Annotated in this window: 16 protein-coding genes; 5 read left to right on the top strand and 11 right to left on the bottom strand. The window is 64.9% G+C overall.

All coding sequences use genetic code 11. The features are described 5' to 3' along the window. The first annotated feature begins 2 nt into the window (after positions 1-2). The 3 genes from IVB50_RS17055 to IVB50_RS17045 all read left to right on the top strand — a co-directional run bounded on the left by IVB50_RS17055 (position 3) and on the right by IVB50_RS17045 (position 3,017). Positions 3-1,097, top strand: a complete 1,095-nt coding sequence (locus IVB50_RS17055) for a serine/threonine protein kinase (protein WP_085384637.1) — start codon at positions 3-5, stop codon at positions 1,095-1,097. An 84-nt stretch (positions 1,098-1,181) separates the two neighbouring features. After that, a complete protein-coding gene (locus tag IVB50_RS17050) occupies positions 1,182-1,760 on the top strand; it encodes a CAP domain-containing protein (protein ID WP_247296627.1) in 579 nt (192 codons plus the stop codon). A gap of 78 nt (positions 1,761-1,838) precedes the next feature. After that, complete coding sequence (locus IVB50_RS17045; RefSeq protein ID WP_247296626.1) at positions 1,839-3,017, top strand: aminotransferase class V-fold PLP-dependent enzyme; 1,179 nt, start codon at positions 1,839-1,841, stop codon at positions 3,015-3,017. A 16-nt stretch (positions 3,018-3,033) separates the two neighbouring features. Here IVB50_RS17045 and IVB50_RS17040 read toward each other — a convergent pair whose 3' ends face one another. From IVB50_RS17040 to yajC, 6 genes are read right to left on the bottom strand one after another with little or no spacing between them, the layout of a single operon-like run. Continuing rightward, positions 3,034-4,278 (bottom strand): threonine ammonia-lyase, encoded by a 1,245-nt coding sequence (locus IVB50_RS17040; protein WP_018458016.1) that lies wholly within the window; start codon positions 4,276-4,278, stop codon positions 3,034-3,036. Positions 4,279-4,323: 45 nt separating this feature from the next. Beyond that, entirely contained in the window at positions 4,324-5,187 is an 864-nt protein-coding gene (locus IVB50_RS17035; RefSeq protein ID WP_247296624.1) for a phytoene/squalene synthase family protein, read from the bottom strand. Beyond that, a complete protein-coding gene (locus IVB50_RS17030) occupies positions 5,184-5,567 on the bottom strand; it encodes an Mth938-like domain-containing protein (RefSeq protein ID WP_247296622.1) in 384 nt (127 codons plus the stop codon). The genes IVB50_RS17035 and IVB50_RS17030 overlap by 4 nt, the downstream gene beginning before the upstream one ends. 60 nt (positions 5,568-5,627) lie before the next feature. Continuing rightward, the gene (gene secF / locus IVB50_RS17025) at positions 5,628-6,647 is read right to left on the bottom strand and encodes a protein translocase subunit SecF (RefSeq protein WP_018458019.1); all 1,020 of its coding nucleotides are present in this window, start codon (positions 6,645-6,647) and stop codon (positions 5,628-5,630) included. 10 nt (positions 6,648-6,657) lie between these two features. Continuing rightward, positions 6,658-8,262: a protein translocase subunit SecD gene (secD, locus tag IVB50_RS17020; protein ID WP_018458020.1), complete on the bottom strand. Its 1,605-nt coding sequence runs from the start codon at positions 8,260-8,262 to the stop codon at positions 6,658-6,660. Between the two features lie 59 nt (positions 8,263-8,321). After that, positions 8,322-8,687, bottom strand: coding sequence for a preprotein translocase subunit YajC (gene yajC, locus IVB50_RS17015; protein ID WP_007610701.1), 366 nt, complete (start codon positions 8,685-8,687; stop codon positions 8,322-8,324). A 180-nt stretch (positions 8,688-8,867) separates the two neighbouring features. On the opposite strand from yajC, the gene IVB50_RS17010 reads away from it, so the two are divergent. Continuing rightward, entirely contained in the window at positions 8,868-9,884 is a 1,017-nt protein-coding gene (locus IVB50_RS17010) for an ATP-binding protein (RefSeq protein ID WP_018458021.1), read from the top strand. Positions 9,885-10,041: 157 nt separating this feature from the next. On the opposite strand, the gene IVB50_RS17005 is transcribed toward IVB50_RS17010, so the two are convergent. Together IVB50_RS17005 and IVB50_RS17000 are read right to left on the bottom strand one after the other, a co-directional pair. Next, the gene (locus IVB50_RS17005; RefSeq protein ID WP_204511287.1) at positions 10,042-11,427 is read right to left on the bottom strand and encodes a LysM peptidoglycan-binding domain-containing M23 family metallopeptidase; all 1,386 of its coding nucleotides are present in this window, start codon (positions 11,425-11,427) and stop codon (positions 10,042-10,044) included. Positions 11,428-11,536: 109 nt separating this feature from the next. Then, positions 11,537-12,187, bottom strand: a complete 651-nt coding sequence (locus tag IVB50_RS17000) for a protein-L-isoaspartate(D-aspartate) O-methyltransferase (protein WP_026233485.1) — start codon at positions 12,185-12,187, stop codon at positions 11,537-11,539. Positions 12,188-12,412: 225 nt separating this feature from the next. Between IVB50_RS17000 and IVB50_RS16995 the strand changes: the two genes are divergently transcribed. Then, positions 12,413-12,784: a response regulator gene (locus tag IVB50_RS16995; protein ID WP_007590670.1), complete on the top strand. Its 372-nt coding sequence runs from the start codon at positions 12,413-12,415 to the stop codon at positions 12,782-12,784. Between the two features lie 35 nt (positions 12,785-12,819). Here the strand turns inward: IVB50_RS16995 and surE are convergent, their stop codons facing one another. The 3 genes from surE to serS form a co-directional block, all read right to left on the bottom strand. After that, entirely contained in the window at positions 12,820-13,587 is a 768-nt protein-coding gene (surE, locus tag IVB50_RS16990; protein ID WP_085353192.1) for a 5'/3'-nucleotidase SurE, read from the bottom strand. A 101-nt stretch (positions 13,588-13,688) separates the two neighbouring features. Continuing rightward, on the bottom strand, positions 13,689-14,051 hold the full coding sequence (locus tag IVB50_RS16985) for a hypothetical protein (RefSeq protein ID WP_085353194.1): 363 nt from the start codon (positions 14,049-14,051) through the stop codon (positions 13,689-13,691). Between the two features lie 94 nt (positions 14,052-14,145). Continuing rightward, complete coding sequence (gene serS, locus IVB50_RS16980) at positions 14,146-15,477, bottom strand: serine--tRNA ligase (RefSeq protein WP_018458027.1); 1,332 nt, start codon at positions 15,475-15,477, stop codon at positions 14,146-14,148. Positions 15,478-15,601: the final 124 nt, after the last annotated feature.

The following is a 15,601-nucleotide window of genomic DNA, read 5'->3' as shown; positions in this document are numbered from 1 at the left end:
CGATGAACCTTCCCAAAGACGACGCCGCAACACTCTCGGCGCGCTGGACCGAGGGCGTGCTGCTCAAGCGCGACGTGTTCTCGACCGTCGAGCGCGGCCGATTCCGCGACGATGACGGCGAGGTCGACGCGGTGCTGCGCCGCCTTGACGAGGTGCCGTGGTGGTCATTCCTTTTGGCGCGCCACCTGTTCGCCCGCGAGAAGCATGCGCTGGCACTCGCTAAGGGACTCGATGTCGGCCCGGAGCTGCTGTGGGCCGGACGCCGCGCGCTGGTGCGCAGCTTCGTCGATGGTGTCGCACTGCATCTGGCGAAACCGCATGGCGACCTCGCCTATTTTCGCTCGGCGAAGGCCGCGCTGCGACGGCTGCGCCGCGCCGGAATCTGTCACAACGATCTTGCCAAGGAACAGAACTGGCTGGTCGGCCGCGACGGTCGCGCCTATGTGACCGACTTCCAGCTCGCCGCCTGCTTCGACCGTCGCGGCCGGCTTTACCGGATTCTGGCCTATGAAGATCTCCGGCATCTGCTCAAGCACAAGCGATCCTACGCGCCCGAGGCGCTGACGCCGCGCGAGCGCAAGATCCTGGCGAAGAAGTCGTTCGCCGCCAGCCTCTGGCTCGCCACCGGCAAGAAGGTCTATCGGGCAATCACCCGCGGCCTGTTCAACTTCACCGACCGTGAAGGCGGCGGCCGAAGGCTCGTCAACGACGCGCCGGTGCTGGCAGAATTGATCCGCAAGAACCCCGCCGTGCGCGACACCGCCATCGTCGCCTTTGCCGATCGCCGCTCCGGTGTCGGCCTCTATGCCTTCGTCGAAGCCGATCAGGCCGCGCTCGAAGGCCAATTGCGCAACGAGCTCACCGCTGCCAAGGGGCCAAAGCCGCCGGAACACATCCAGGTCGTGCACGCACTGCCACGCAATCCGGACGGCAAGCCGCGCACGGAGATCCTGCAACTGGTCGCCATGAACCAGCTCGACCTGATCGAGCCGATGATGAAGAACGACCAGGACCGTGCTTTCCTCAAGGACATCCTGGAGCAGCGCAAGAACCTGCGCGACCGCTTCAATTTCGAGGCCGACCTGCCGGCGAGCTAACGTGGATCACGCCTTGAAGCGTCCACATTGGCGATAGAGAAGCGATCCGATAATTCGAACTTGGCGGGGGGACTTGGCGGGGTCATGGGCACTCGGGGGTACATGATGCATCGTGTGGTTGGCGGCCTGATCGCTAGCCTTCTGCTGCTCGCCACCACGTCCGCAATGGCCGAGTCCCCCGCCGAGCTGATCTCGAGCTTCCGCCTCAAGCATGGTGAGGTCCGCGTCGTCCGCGATTCGACCCTCGACCGCATCGCCATGGACCAGGCGCGCGCGATGGCGACGAAGGACGACCTCAGTCACGACGCCCTCGGCCCGTTCAACCGCCGGGTCGCACCGGCCGGCGCAGGCCGCGCCGCCGAGAACATCGCCTACGGCTACGACAATTTCGAGAAGACCCTCGGACAGTGGATCGACTCGTCGGGACACCGCAAGAATCTGCTGCTGCATAACGCTTCCCGCGTCGGGATCGCGAGCGCGAAAAACGCTAGCGGCAAGCGCACCTATTGGGCAGTGGTGATCGCCGGCGACTACGAGCCGAAGGGCAAAGGCAAAGGCAAGAAAGACGGGGAGCCGCTGGTTGCGGTGAAGCGCGAGGCTGCGCCCGCCAGCAAGCCAAAATCCAGCGGCTGCCACATCAAGCTGCTCGGCCTTTGCATCTGAGACCAAGCTTGGCCATCTTGTTCGCATCCCTCGACGCGTTTAATCCATGCACGAGGATCGCGAGACGCGGAGGCATGGATGATGGATATCGACCGAATTCGTCGCGACACGCCGGCTGCCTCTCGGCTCGCCTATCTCCACAACGCGGGCGCAGCGCTGATGCCGGCGTCGGTTGTTGCGGCGATGAAGGAACACATCGATCTGGAGAGCGAGATCGGAGGCTATGCCGCCGCCGACCGCGAGGCGCGCCGACTTGAATCCGTTTACGGCTCGGTCGCCCGCCTCCTGAACGCCGCGCCCGATGAGATCGCCCTCATGGAGAACGCGACGGTTGCCTGGCAGATGGCTTTTTACGCGCTTCCATTCAGCAAGGGCGACCGGATCCTGACCGCCGAGGCGGAGTACGCGGCCAACTATGTCGCCTTTCTTCAGGTCGCCAACCGAACAGGCGTCGCGATCGACGTCGTGCCGAGCGATGCCAGCGGCGAGCTCGACGTCGACGCGCTCGAACGCATGATCGATGAGCGCGTGAAGCTGATTGCGATCACCTGGGTTCCGACCAATGGCGGGCTGGTCAATCCGGCTGCAGCCGTCGGCAAGATAGCGCGGGCGCACGGCATCCCCTATCTGCTCGACGCCTGCCAGGCAGTCGGACAGATGGTGGTCGACGTCGAGGCCATCGGCTGTGACATGTTGTCGGGGACCGGGCGTAAATTCCTCCGCGGCCCGCGCGGCACCGGCTTTCTCTACGTCGGCCGAAAAATGCTGCAGCGGCTCGAACCGCCAATGATCGATCACTTCGCCGCACCCTGGGTCTCCCGGGACGCTTTTCGGCTGCGTGACGATGCGCGCCGTTTTGAGACCTGGGAGAACAACTACGCAGCCCGGCTTGGGCTCGGCGCGGCTGTCGATTATGCCCTCGATATCGGGATCGGCCCGATCGAGCGGCGTTGCCGCATGCTGGCGGACCGCCTCCGGGGCGGCCTTGCATCCATTCGCGGCATCAGAGTTCGCGACCTCGGACGCGCTCCGGGAGCCATCGTCAGCTTCACGGTGGAAGGGTACGAGGCGGAAGCGGTCGTCAGCGACGCGGCCGCAGCCGGCATCACGATCGGTGCCTCAGATCCGTCGAGCACGCGCATCGATGCCGAAATCCGCTCGCTGCCGCCGGTGGTGCGCGCCTCCCCGCACTACTACAATACGGACGCGGAGATCGATCGGCTGATCGCCCATTTGGCGGGTTTGACGCGGCGATAGCGGCGATCATGCACGCTCAGGTACAGCGCGCACTCAATCCGGATGCGCCAAGCTTCGCCATGACCTCGTCGAGATGGGCGCTGTCGCGGGTTTCAATCACCAATTGCAGCAACGTCGCCTTGGCCGGAAGATCCGAGAACGTGCGCTGGTGCGAGACCTCGATGATGTTGGCGCCGGCCTCGGCCAGCAGTGCCGCGACCGCAGCCAATTGGCCGGGCCTGTCGGGAATGTCGAGCGACAATTGGGTGAGCCGCCCCTCGCGCGCCAACTCGCGGGTCAGGACCGATGCGATCAGACGTGTGTCAATATTGCCGCCGCTCAGCACCAGCCCGACCTTCTGACCGGCGAAACGGGACGGGTCGGACATCAGCGCGGCGAGGCCAGCGGCACCGGCGCCTTCCACGACCGTCTTCTCGATCGAGATCAGGGTCGCCACCGCGCGCTCGAGCTCGGCTTCGTTGACGAGCGCAATGTCGTCGACAAGGCGGCGGACGATTTCGGTCGTGATCTTGCCGGGCGACTTCACCGCGATGCCTTCCGCGAGTGTGTCGCCACGTGCCGGCAAATTGCCGTCATGGATGGCATTGTACATCGAGGGGTAGAGCCAGGCCTCGACGCCGAGGATCCGCAGCGACGGCTTGATCGATTTCGCGGCAATGGCGATCCCGCTGATCAGGCCACCGCCGCCGATCGGGACGACCAGCGTATCGAGCTCCGGCACGGCCTCGAGTATTTCCAGCCCGACCGTGCCCTGCCCTGCGATGACAAGCGGATCGTCATAGGGATGGACGAAGATCATGCCATGGACTTCGCCGTGGCTGCGCGCATACGCGGCCGCCTCCTCCAGCGTGGCGCCCGTCACCACCACCTCGGCGCCGTGATGCCTGGTGTTCTCGACCTTCACCATGGGCGTGCCGACCGGCATGACGATAGTGGCGGGAATGCCGAGCCGCTTGGCGTGATAGGCGACGCCCTGCGCGTGGTTACCCGCCGACATCGCGACGACGCCCCGCGCGCGCTCCTCCGGCGTCAGCGCCTTGAGGCGGTTGAGCGCGCCGCGCTCCTTGAACGAGGACGTGAACTGGAGGTTCTCGAATTTCAGCCAGATGTCGCAGCCGCAGATATTGCTCAGCGTGCGGCTGTAGCTACAGGGCGTCTCGACGACGGCGCCGCGGATCGTCTCGGCGGCGGCATGGATGTCGGCCGGTACGACCGGAAGGCCGCCCAGATCGGAAGATATGGTTTGGGACAACTCAGCCATAGGACAGCATAGAGCATTTGCGCGGCTCCGGCGATAAGCCAACCGCTATTTGGTAAATTCCCGCGAACGTGAAGCCCGCCACAGCGTCCACAGCGTACGCAGCCGCGATGACGGTTGCGGCGTAAATGGATTGCGCCCGGGTTGCGACAGGCGCTTGAGGTCGGCCCGCGCTTGTCCGAGCGGAAGGAACGCTGGACGCACTGATGCCGGCACCTCCACCAGCAGCGACAAGGCCGTCGTCAAATGTTGCTGCGCCTCGCCCGAGAGTTGGCCCAGCGCGGCGCGCAAGTTTGGCGTCTCCTTTCCGGCGAACACGTCTTCCACGTCGCAATCGTGGCTCGCCAGCACCTGCTGCGGCAGGAACAATTGCCGGCGCGCCGCATCGCGCGGCAGATTGGCGATGACCTGTACGATGCCCTGCGCCAGCCCGGCATGGCGGGCGAGATGCTCGGCCGCCGCCGACGCTGGTCCCATGATCCGGGCGGCGAGATCGAACAGCGCCGATGAGGTCGCCGCGAGGTAGCCCTCCAGCGCCGCCATTGTTAGCATTAGGTCGTTGTAGAGATCGAATTGATGCTCGTCGGCGAGCAGCGACAGCGGCTCGACCGGCAGGTCGAAATCACGGATTGCGCGGAGCAGCTCCGCCGCCACCGGATTGCCCTCGGCACTGCCATGGACTTGGCCCGACAGCATGTCGGTCCACCATTGCAGGCGGATTTCACCGGGCAAGGGCTGGCTCACCTGATCGCGGACGCGGACGATCTCGACATTGAAGGCATAGAGCGCCAGCAGCCCGCGGCGCTCGGCAGCGGGCGCGAACAGGGTCGCGGCATAGTGCGGAAAGTCGTGGCTGCGCACGAGGTCAGCACAGAACGCAGCAGAATCCGGCGGCGGCGCGGAGCCACTCATGGCACGGCGATCAGCGCGGCCGCGACGCGCCGCCGTTCGCCCATCATGATGTTGTAGGTACGCACGGCGGGACCGGTCTGCATCGCATCCAGCACCACCCTCGCCGCTTTGAGCGCCTGGCGCAGTTCCGGCGGCGGCAGCCAGGCCCCGGTTCCGGTGCCGACCAGGAGCGTGTCGATGCTGTTGGCAGACTTGAAGACTCGATCCAGCGAATAGCGGTCGATCTTTGCAGGGTCCGTTATGTCCCAGGCCCAGATCGCGTCGGGCAGGCAAAGCAGCGATCCCCGATGCGACATGCCGGCAAAGGCAAAGCCGCCCTTGCCATAGGCTTCGATCGGCGCCGAGCGGGGGAAATGCGGTGCGTTGGGATCGCCGGCCATGAGCTTCGTCCGAATGAGCTTACTGCCCTCCCAAACTCCTGCGAGGGCATGCGGTTCGGATCATGCCTTGCTTTTCTTCGCCGGCGTAGCCTTATCGACCGCATCCTCGCGATGCTCGCCGACGCCGAGATAGATCAGGATCGGGGCCGCAATGAAGATCGAGGTATAGGTGCCGACCAGCACCACGCCGAACATCATGACCGCGGTGAAGCTGTGGATGGCATGGCCGCCGAACAGCAGCAGGGCCAGCAGCGCCAGCGTCACAGTGAAATGGGTGATGATCGAGCGCGACAGCGTCGAGTTGATTGATTCGTTGAGGAGCTGCGGCATCGGCATCTTCTTGTAGCGCCGCAGCATTTCACGGATGCGGTCGTAGATGACGACGGTGTCGTTGAGCGAATAGCCCAAAATCGTCAGAAGCGCCGCGATGCTGGTCAGGTCGAAATCGACCTGACTGATCGACATGAACCCGATCGTGAGCACGATGTCGTGCACGTTGGCGATCATGGCGCCAAGCGCGAACTGCCACTCGAATCGGAACCAGAGGTAGATCAGGATCGAGACGATCGCCAGCATCAGGCCGAGCATGCCGTAGGCGAGCAATTCGCCCGATACGCGCGGTCCCACCACCTCGACGCGGCGATAGTCGACGGAATCGCCAAGCGCGGTGCGGACCTTCTGCACGGCCTCCTGCTGGGCGGCGTCGCCGCCCGGCTGCTCCGCGACACGGATCAGGACATCGGCGGGGCCGCCGAATTGCTGCAACTGGACTTCGCCCAGACGCAGGGCATCCAACGTCGTACGCATCGCCGCAATATCGGCGGTGCCGGACTTGGCCTGCACCTCCAGTAGGGTGCCGCCGCGGAAGTCGATGCCGAAATTCAGTCCATGGGTGAAGAACAGCGTGATCGCGACGATCGACAACGCCGCCGAGATCGGGAAGCTGATCCGGCGAAAACGCGTGAAGTCGAAATGGGTATCGTCGGGGACGATGCGCAGCGACGGCAGCCAGCCGAATGCCGCAACCACGGTGAGAATGGCAATGAGGACGCCGAGCCCGATGAGAACAGTGTGATTCACGATCAGGCTCCTAGATCGGCACGCTCTGCGGCCGCTTCCACCGCACCCACCAGGCCACGATCAGCCGGGTCAGGGTGAAAGCGGTGAACACCGTGGTGATGATGCCGATTCCGAGCGTCACGGCGAAGCCGCGCACCGGACCGGTACCGATGTAGAACAGCACCGCGGCGGCAATAAAAGTGGTGATGTTGGAATCGAGGATGGTCGCAAGCGCCCGCTTGAAGCCGGCGTCGATCGCCGAGATCGCGTTGCGGCCGCCACGCAACTCCTCGCGGATGCGCTCGTAGATCAGCACGTTGGAATCGACCGCGATACCGACGGTGAGCACGATGCCCGCGATGCCGGGCAGCGTCAGCGTGGCGTTGAGAAGCGACAACAGGCCGAAGATCATGGCGACGTTGATGGCCACCGCGATGTTGGCGAACACGCCGAACAGCCGGTAGGTCAAGAGCATGAAGATGATGACCAAGATCGAGCCGACATAGGCGGCGAGCTCGCCCTTTTCGATCGAGTCCTGGCCGAGGCCCGGACCGACGGTGCGCTCCTCGACCACCGTGAGCGGTGCCGGCAGCGCGCCGGCGCGCAGCAGGATCGCGAGATCGTTGGCCGATTGCACCGTGAAACTGCCCGAGATCTGGCCTTGTCCGCCGGTGATGGGCTCGCGGATCACGGGAGCCGAGATGACCTTGTTGTCGAGCACGATCGCAAAAGGCAGCCCGACGTTCTCTTGCGTGGCCTGCGAGAACTTGCGCGCGCCCGACGTATTGAACTTGAAACTCACGACGGGTTCGCTGGTGCGCTGGTCGAAGCTCGCTTGGGCATCGGTCAGGTCGCCGCCGGCGACCAGCACCTGCTTCTTGACCACATAGGGTGTGGGCGGCGGTGACGCGCTCATCAGAAGCTCGGATTCCGGCGGCAAACGTCCTTGCTGCGCCTGATCGGGCGGCACCGACGTATCGACCATGCGGAATTCCATCTTCGCGGTCTTGCCCAGCAATTCCTTCAGACGAGTCGGGTCCTGGAGGCCGGGGACCTGCACCAGGATGCGGTCGTTACCCTGGCGCTGGATGACAGGCTCGACGGTGCCGAGCTCGTTGACGCGGCGTTCGACGATCTGGATCGACTGCTCGATCGTCTTGCGCATGCGGTCGAGCATCGCGGCCTGTGGGATCGTAAGGCGGATCACGCCACCGCCGGCGTCAGTCACATCCAGGTCGCGCTGACCGCTGGATCCGACCAGTCCTCCCAGCGGCTGGGACAGCTCGCGCAGCTTGGCGAGCGCAGGCTGCAGATCGGATTCCTTGGTGATCCGAACCTCGGCCGCGTCGTTGCGCACGGTGACGCCGCCGGTGAAGCCGATCTTGGCATCGCGCAGCGTCCGGCGAACGTCGTCGCGGACCTGGTCGAGCCGCTCCTTCTTCACATAGTTGCCGTCGACCTCGAGCAGCAGATAGGAGCCGCCTTGAAGATCGAGGCCGAGCACGAGCCGACGCTGCGCCCAGGCGGGCCAGGTCTTGACCTGCGCTTCGGGGAAGAAGTTCGGGACCGCGCAGAGGCACACGATCAGCGCCGTCAGGATAATCCCGAGCGCCTTCCACCGCGTGAAATACAACATCGACTGGACCTGTCAGATCAGGAGATTTGCAGGAAAACTTGAGAGACTCGCGGAAGCACTCACTTCGACGCGGCGTCTTCCTTGGCGCTTTCCTTGGATTCCTTGGCCGGCTCGCCCTTGGCGCGTACGCCGGAGACCATCGAGCGCATCTGCCGCACGCGCACGCCATCGGCGATCTCGAACTCGATCTGGTCGTCGTCGACGACCTTGGTGACCTTGCCGACGAGACCGCCCGAGGTCACGACGGTGTCGCCGCGGCGGATGTTCTTCACCAGGTCGGCGTGGTCACGGACCTTCTTCTGCTGCGGACGCAGAATCAGGAAGTACATGATCACGAAGATCAGGGCGAACGGCAGCAGCGACATCAACATGCCGCTGGTGTCGCCGGCGCCCGCAGCCTGGGCATACGCAGGGGTAATCAGCATTCGGACGATCCTCGTGAGAACGGGGGAAAACCGGTCAGGCCCAAATGGCGACCGGTTCGGTCAAATTCGCGCGGACTATAGCGGCCATTGCCCCAATTGCAACGCTGCCAGACCGCCCTTTTAGCCACCTTGCGGCGCGCGCACAGGCCCGATAAGGCTGCATTCTCAGGAACTTCGGACATGCCCCAAAAACCAAGCAAAAGCCCGGCCGGCAAAGGCCCTCGCACCCCTGCCGCGAAGGCAGCCGGCGTCGCGGCAAAACGTCCCAAGGTGGCCCTCAAGGCGGCTTCCAAGACGATTTCCAAGACGACGTCCAAGACGAACCAAAACGTCTCCCAGCAGCGCATCGTTCGCGCGCTGGAGACGATTGCGGCGCACCTCTCCGCGCAAGGCAAGCCCGCCGCCGAACGCGAGTCGTTCAAGCAGGCGGATGCTTTCGTCTGGCACCCGGACGGCCGCCTTGCGGCGGTGCCGCGGGTCAGCCGCGTCGAAATGTTCCTGCTCAAGGGCGTCGACCGGATGCGCGACATCCTGATGGAGAACACCGAGCGTTTCGCCAACGGATTGCCCGCCAACAACGCGCTGCTCTGGGGCGCGCGCGGCATGGGCAAGTCGTCGCTGGTGAAGGCGGCGCATGCCAGCATCAACGCGGAGCGCAAACCGGCCGACAGACTGAAGCTGATCGAGATTCATCGCGAGGACATTGAGAGCCTGCCCGCCCTCATGGAACAGCTTCGCGCCTCATCCTTCCGTTTCATCGTGTTCTGTGACGACCTCTCGTTCGACGGCAATGATGCGTCCTACAAATCGCTCAAGGCGGTGCTCGAAGGCGGCATCGAGGGGCGGCCGGAGAACGTCATCCTCTACGCCACCTCCAACCGCCGCCATCTGCTGGCGCGCGAGATGATCGAGAACGAGCGCTCGACCGCGATCAATCCCGGCGAAGCCGTCGAGGAGAAGGTCTCGCTGTCGGATCGCTTCGGTCTCTGGCTCGGCTTCCACCGGTGCAGCCAGGACGAATATCTCGCCATGGTGCGGGGCTATTGCAGCCATTTCGGCGTGAAGATCGACGATGACGCCCTGGAACGCGAGGCACTTGAATGGTCGACGACGCGCGGCTCGCGCTCGGGCCGTGTCGCCTGGCAGTTCGTCCAGGAGCTTGCGGGACGGCTCGGCGTCAAGCTGGCGGCGACGTAGCCACAGTCATAGCCCAACCCAAAACTGTCATCGCCCGCGAAAGCGGGCGATCCAGTATTCCAGAGACGGTTGTGATCGATCGAGAGGCCGCGGCGTACTGGGTCGCCCGGTCAAGCCGGGCGACGACAGCTTCAGTTGGGAGACAATGTAGGCCTCATCACGCCCCGTTCAGGAATTGAAGCGGATCAACCGGGCTCGATCCCTTGCGGATCTCGAAGTGGAGCTGCGGCGACGCCACCTCCCCGGATTGACCCGACTTGGCAATGACCTGGCCGCGCTTGATGGTATCGCCGCGCTTCACCATCAGCTCACTCGCATGGGCATATGCGGTGACGTAGCCGTTGGAGTGCCGAACCAGGACCAGATTGCCGTAACCTTTCAGCTCGTTGCCGGAATAGGCAACGACACCGTCTTCGGCCGCCTTGACCGGCGTGCCCTCGGGCACCGCGAGATTGATGCCGTCGTTGGATTTGCCATTGGTCTTGGCGCCGTAGCTCGTGACCACCTTGCCGCGCACCGGCCAGCGGAAAGTCGGCAGCGCGCTGGTGGTCTCCGCAGCTTTCGCGGGAGTGTCCGCGGCCTTGTCTTCGACGTTGGCGGTGGCCTGGGCCAGGCGCGCGCTCTGCACCGGCGCGGCGACGGCGGCCATCTTGGTGGCGGGCGCAGGCGCGGCAGCAACCGGCTGCAGCGTCCCCGCGACGGGAGCGGCTCCGACCGGAGCCGCGGCAAGCGGTGCTGCGACAGCGGCGGTCTTGGCCCCGGGCACGGCCAGCCTGGCGCCGAGCTTGAGTTTTGCAGAGGGATCGAGGCCGTTGGCGCGGGCCAATTCGGCCGCCGAGATATGGTTCTTGCGGGCAATGCTGGCGAGCGTGTCGCCGTGGTTCACGAAGTGCGTGCTTGACGGCGCGGCAACGGCCGCAACCGGCTTCGCAGCGGGCGCTGGGGCAGCGGCAACGGGAGCCATGAGCGGCGCGGGCGCAGCCGCCGTAGCTTGGTGCGGAATGATCAGTTGCTGGCCGGGCGAGAGCGCGCGCGGCCCCTTATAGCCGTTGGCGGCGAGGATCGCCTGCGGCGTGACGCGATAGCGTTTGGCAAGCAGGTCGAGCGTATCGCTGGTGCCGACGATGATCTTGGTTCCGCCGACCGGCTGGGCGGCTGCAACCGAGCGTGGCGGCACGGTGGCCGTGGTCTCGAGATGCGGCTGCGCCGGGGGTGCGTAGGAGCCCACGCCGCGTCCGCCTCCGGACACACCGCCTGCTGCAACGGGGTAGGATTGCGGCGTGGATACCGCCGGCGGCAAAGGCTGCGACTGATAATAACCGGACTGCGTCTGCGGCCGCGAATATTGCGGCAACTCACGCTGCGGCGGCGGGGCCTGCTGCACCGAACCGGTCGATTCCTGCGCGAAGGGATTGGAGAAGTTCGACTGGGACATGCGCGACGACATGTCGGCGCTGCACCCTGCGAAGCTGAAGGAGATCAGCGCCAGCACCGCGACCTGCGGCACACGGCGCGAGTAAAGCAACTCGGCGGCAACGGACATGGTTACTCACTCGTACGCAACAGAACTGGTGTTTTAAGTAAACACGCGCCGAGTAAATAACGGCTTAACCCTCCCAATAAGATGTTGGCAGCGCAGCCAATCCGGAATTCTACAGCTCCCGCGCCACGCCGGGCAGCGCCGGCACGAAGCGGACCTCGACGAGTTCCTTGCGCTCGATCCCGGCTTCGGTCCGGCTCAGCCGGATCAGCGTCTGCACCCCCTGATGCGGGCCGACGGGCGCGATCAGGATGCCACCCACCTCCAGCCGCTCGACCAGGTTCTCCGGGAGCTGCTCCATCGCGGCCGTGACGATGATGCGATCGAACGGGCCAATATTGGGGGGCAGATTGAGTCCGTCGCCCAGCATCACCTCGACGTTGTGATAGTTGAGTTTTTCAAGCCTGATACGTGCGGCATCCGCAAGCTTGCGGTAGCGCTCGACCGTCAACACCTGGCCGGCGAGCCGCGACAGCACCGCCGCCTGGTAGCCCGAGCCGGCGCCGATCTCGAGGACGCGGTGCTTCTTCTGAAGCTGGAGCTGCTCGGTCATGTAGGCGACGACAAAGGGCTGGCTGATGGTCTGCCCGCAGGCGATCGGGAGCGCGCTGTCGCGATATGCGCCGTCCCGATCGGCGTCGTCGACGAATTGATCGCGCGGCACCTCCTCCATGGCCCTCAGGACCGCCTGGTCGCTGATGCCCCGACGCCTCAGCGTGAGCTGAAACATCATCTTTTCCGGCGGGTGCTGATGGGGGGTCATTGCCTGCTTGTGCTGTGTTTGCGGTCCGGGACGCCCAACCTGGGCGCGAGATTCCTGTTCCGGCTCAGGGAACCCATGATAGGCTTCGGATGGCGTAGTTGACCATAAATTGGCTTGCAACGGGCGAGCCGCGATGGCCATTTTCAGGCATCCGTTCGTCGAAACGCGCATTGCGTCGATTCATGTTATCTGCGAACGTTTTTGGCAATGGGCAAGGACTCGACCATGACCGCGACGGGGCTTACTGGCCGCTCTGTATTCCTCGTCGAAGACGAGGTGATGATCAGGATGATGGTCGCGGACATGCTCGAAGAGCTTGGCTACAAGATCGCAGCCGAGGCGGGCGACATCACCGAAGCCATGCGGCTCGCCCAGGCAACCGAGTTCGACATCGCCATTCTCGACGTCAACGTCAACGGCAAGGTCATCTCGCCGGTCGCCGATGTCATCAAGGCGAAGGGCTGCCCGTTCATCTTCGCCACCGGATACGGTTCCTCGGGCCTGCCCGAGCAGTACCGCGATCGGCCGGCGCTTCAGAAGCCATTTCAGCTCGACGCCCTCGGCAAGACCATCGAAGCCGCGCTTCGCGGCGGCTAGGCCCCATTCCAGGTCGGATTACTTCAGCGTCGGACTTACTTCAGCGTCGCACTCAGCGCCTCGGAAAACGCCTCGTTGGTCCGGTCGAGCCTGAGCGGCGTGACGGAGACGTAGCGTTCGCGGAGCGCCGCGAGATCGGTGCCGTCGGCCGGCGTATCCATCATCGCGGTGCGCTCGAAGCCGATCCAGAAATACGGATTGCCACGGCCGTCCCTGCGCTCGTCGATCCTAAGGAAGCCGAGATTGCGCTTGCCTTGCCGCGTCACGCGGATGCCCAGCACATCCTCCGGCGCGCAGGCCGGGAAGTTGACGTTGATGACGGTGTCCTTCGGGATGCCGGCGGCGATCACCTTGCGCAGGATGTCGGGCCCGAATTTGCGGGCCGTGTCCCACAGCGGCCGGTCGCGGGTCTCCACGCTGAACTCCTGCGACAGGGCGAAGGACGGCAGCCCCAGGATGGTGCCCTCCAGCGCACCGGCGATGGTGCCGGAATAGACCACGTCCTCGGCGACGTTGCGGCCCTTGTTGACGCCGGACAGCACGACATCGGGCAGCTTGGCGCCGAGGATGTGGCGCGCGCCCATGATGACGCAGTCGGTCGGCGTGCCGCGCACCGCGAAATGCCGCGGACCGACCTCGCGCAGGCGCAGCGGATCGTTGAGCGACAGCGAATGCGACACGCCGGACTGGTCGAGTTCAGGCGCGACCACCCAGACGTCATCGGACAATGCGCGCGCGATCTCCTCCAGGACCTTGAGGCCGGGTGCGTGGATGCCGTCGTCATTGGTGCAGAGAATGCGCATGGGAAAGGTCGATTCCTGAAGCGGGTCTGAGCCGTCTTATCCGGCCGGGGCCGATCAGGCAAACCGGCCGACCGGGCGGCACCTGGTCGCCGGCTTGGCGGTTATCGGCGAACTCGCCATTGCGGCAGAAAGCGCGCAAGCCGGCCCTCCGCGTGCAATCTCATCGCCGGCACGACCGGGCTCACCATCGGCGCCTCAATCACGCCGAGCGCCTCCAGCTGCGCGACGAATGGGTCCGGCACCGGCGCCTGTGGAAAGCGGTCACGTGCCAGCGTTAGCGCCTGGTCGAAATCGGCTGCATTCACACCGGGCTTGGCCCGCCGGCTCTGGACCAGATCGTCGTCCCAGAGCCGCGTGATCGCGATGTCGAGCACGCCACGCAGCCGCTGATCGACGGCCTGGATACCGGCACCCGTCACCGCCCATTGTCTGCCGACCCAGAAGATATCGCGGTGCAAGGCCATGAACGATCGGTTCGCGTTGTCGGGTGGCCGGCAGGATAACCGGCCGCCCGATCTTCGCAACCAAACGTTTCTCCGTTTCAGATTGGCGGCACGCCTAGTCGCGTGCGACCACCTTCAGCCCGCCCATATAGGGCTGGAGCACGCTGGGGACCGCAATCGAGCCGTCCTCTTGCTGATAGGTCTCCATCACGGCGATCAACGCGCGGCCTAGCGCTGTGCCGGAGCCGTTGAGCGTGTGCACGAACCGCGGCTTGCCATCGGGGCCGCGCGAGCGCGCGTCCATCCGGCGGGCCTGGAAATCGCCGCAAACCGAGCAGCTTGAGATCTCGCGGAATGCCCCGCCGTCGCCCTGACCCGGCATCCAGACCTCGATGTCATAGGTTTTTTGCGACGAGAAACCCATATCCCCGGTGCACAGCGTCATCACGCGGTAATGCAGCTCGAGCCGTCGCAGCACTTCCTCGGCACAGGCGAGCATGCGCTCGTGCTCGTCCTTGCTCGTCTCCGGCGTCGTGATCGAGACCAGTTCGACCTTGGTGAACTGGTGCTGCCGGATCATGCCGCGGGTGTCGCGCCCTGCGGCGCCCGCCTCCGCGCGAAAACACGGCGTCAGCGCAGTCAGCCGCATCGGCAGCTGCTTTTCGTCGAGGATGGATTCTCGGACGAGATTGGTGAGCGCCACCTCCGCGGTCGGAATGATCCCGAGACGCTCGGTCCGGAGCCGCTCATGGTCGGGCGCGGCGAGCAATTCGCCCTTGATCGCCCAGAACTGGTCGTCCTCGAACTTCGGCAATTGTCCGGTGCCGAACATGATCTCGTTGCGCACGAGCAGCGGCGGATTGATCTCGGTATAGCCGTGCTCGTCAACGTGTAGATTCAGCATGAACTGGCCGAGCGCGCGTTCGAGCCGCGCCAGTCCCTTCTTCAACACGACGAAGCGCGCGCCGGAGAGCTTCGCTGCGGTCTCGAAATCCATGTCACCGAGCGCGGCGCCGAGATCGTCATGGGGTTTTGGCACGAACGCGTAGTTGCGCCTGTTGCCGAAGACATGGCGCTGCACATTGCCGTGCTCGTCGACACCATCGGGCACCTCGCCGAGCGGCAGATTGGGGATCGCCGCCAGCTCCTTGGCGAGCTCCTCGTCGGCAGCCTTCGCGGTCGCCTCGAGCTCCGGCATGGTGGTCTTGAGCTCGGCGACCTCCGCCATCAGCTTCGCCGCGCGCGCCTCGTCCTTCGTCTTCTTGGCATCGCCGATTTCCTTTGAGGCCGCATTGCGCCGCGCCTGCGCCTGCTCGGAAGCCAGGATCGCCGCACGCCGGGTCTCGTCGATTGCTAGCAGCGACGCCGACATCGGCTTCAGGCCGCGTCGTGCGAGGCCGGCATCGAAGGCTTGCGGGTTGTCGCGGATCGATTTGATGTCGTGCATGGCCGTGGTCCTGGGGCTTGTTGCAACCCTGCAAATCCTGGATTTGCATTTATGCAAATGGCTGCTTCCCCTAGCACGGCTGTCATCGCCCGCGAAAGCGGGCGATCCAGTATTCCAGAAACAT

Origin of the sequence: Bradyrhizobium sp. 87 (assembly GCF_023073015.1) — a bacterium.
GTDB classification, from domain to species: Bacteria; Pseudomonadota; Alphaproteobacteria; order Rhizobiales; family Xanthobacteraceae; genus Bradyrhizobium; species Bradyrhizobium canariense_D.
The sequence above is the reverse complement of the archived record's forward strand: the minus strand, read 5'-3'. Positions and strand labels throughout refer to the sequence as shown.

What these genes read in the sequence shown, in the direction of transcription:
- IVB50_RS17055 (WP_085384637.1), top strand. Translation starts at nt 3, where the DNA reads ATGAACCTTCCCAAAGACGACGCCGCAACACTCTCGGCGCGCTGGACC.
- IVB50_RS17050 (WP_247296627.1), top strand. Translation starts at nt 1,182, where the DNA reads ATGGGCACTCGGGGGTACATGATGCATCGTGTGGTTGGCGGCCTGATC.
- IVB50_RS17045 (WP_247296626.1), top strand. Translation starts at nt 1,839, where the DNA reads ATGATGGATATCGACCGAATTCGTCGCGACACGCCGGCTGCCTCTCGG.
- IVB50_RS17040 (WP_018458016.1), bottom strand. Translation starts at nt 4,278, where the DNA reads ATGGCTGAGTTGTCCCAAACCATATCTTCCGATCTGGGCGGCCTTCCG.
- IVB50_RS17035 (WP_247296624.1), bottom strand. Translation starts at nt 5,187, where the DNA reads ATGAGTGGCTCCGCGCCGCCGCCGGATTCTGCTGCGTTCTGTGCTGAC.
- IVB50_RS17030 (WP_247296622.1), bottom strand. Translation starts at nt 5,567, where the DNA reads ATGGCCGGCGATCCCAACGCACCGCATTTCCCCCGCTCGGCGCCGATC.
- secD (WP_018458020.1), bottom strand. Translation starts at nt 8,262, where the DNA reads ATGTTGTATTTCACGCGGTGGAAGGCGCTCGGGATTATCCTGACGGCG.
- yajC (WP_007610701.1), bottom strand. Translation starts at nt 8,687, where the DNA reads ATGCTGATTACCCCTGCGTATGCCCAGGCTGCGGGCGCCGGCGACACC.
- IVB50_RS17010 (WP_018458021.1), top strand. Translation starts at nt 8,868, where the DNA reads ATGCCCCAAAAACCAAGCAAAAGCCCGGCCGGCAAAGGCCCTCGCACC.
- IVB50_RS17005 (WP_204511287.1), bottom strand. Translation starts at nt 11,427, where the DNA reads ATGTCCGTTGCCGCCGAGTTGCTTTACTCGCGCCGTGTGCCGCAGGTC.
- IVB50_RS17000 (WP_026233485.1), bottom strand. Translation starts at nt 12,187, where the DNA reads ATGACCCCCCATCAGCACCCGCCGGAAAAGATGATGTTTCAGCTCACG.
- IVB50_RS16995 (WP_007590670.1), top strand. Translation starts at nt 12,413, where the DNA reads ATGACCGCGACGGGGCTTACTGGCCGCTCTGTATTCCTCGTCGAAGAC.
- surE (WP_085353192.1), bottom strand. Translation starts at nt 13,587, where the DNA reads ATGCGCATTCTCTGCACCAATGACGACGGCATCCACGCACCCGGCCTC.
- IVB50_RS16985 (WP_085353194.1), bottom strand. Translation starts at nt 14,051, where the DNA reads ATGGCCTTGCACCGCGATATCTTCTGGGTCGGCAGACAATGGGCGGTG.
- serS (WP_018458027.1), bottom strand. Translation starts at nt 15,477, where the DNA reads ATGCACGACATCAAATCGATCCGCGACAACCCGCAAGCCTTCGATGCC.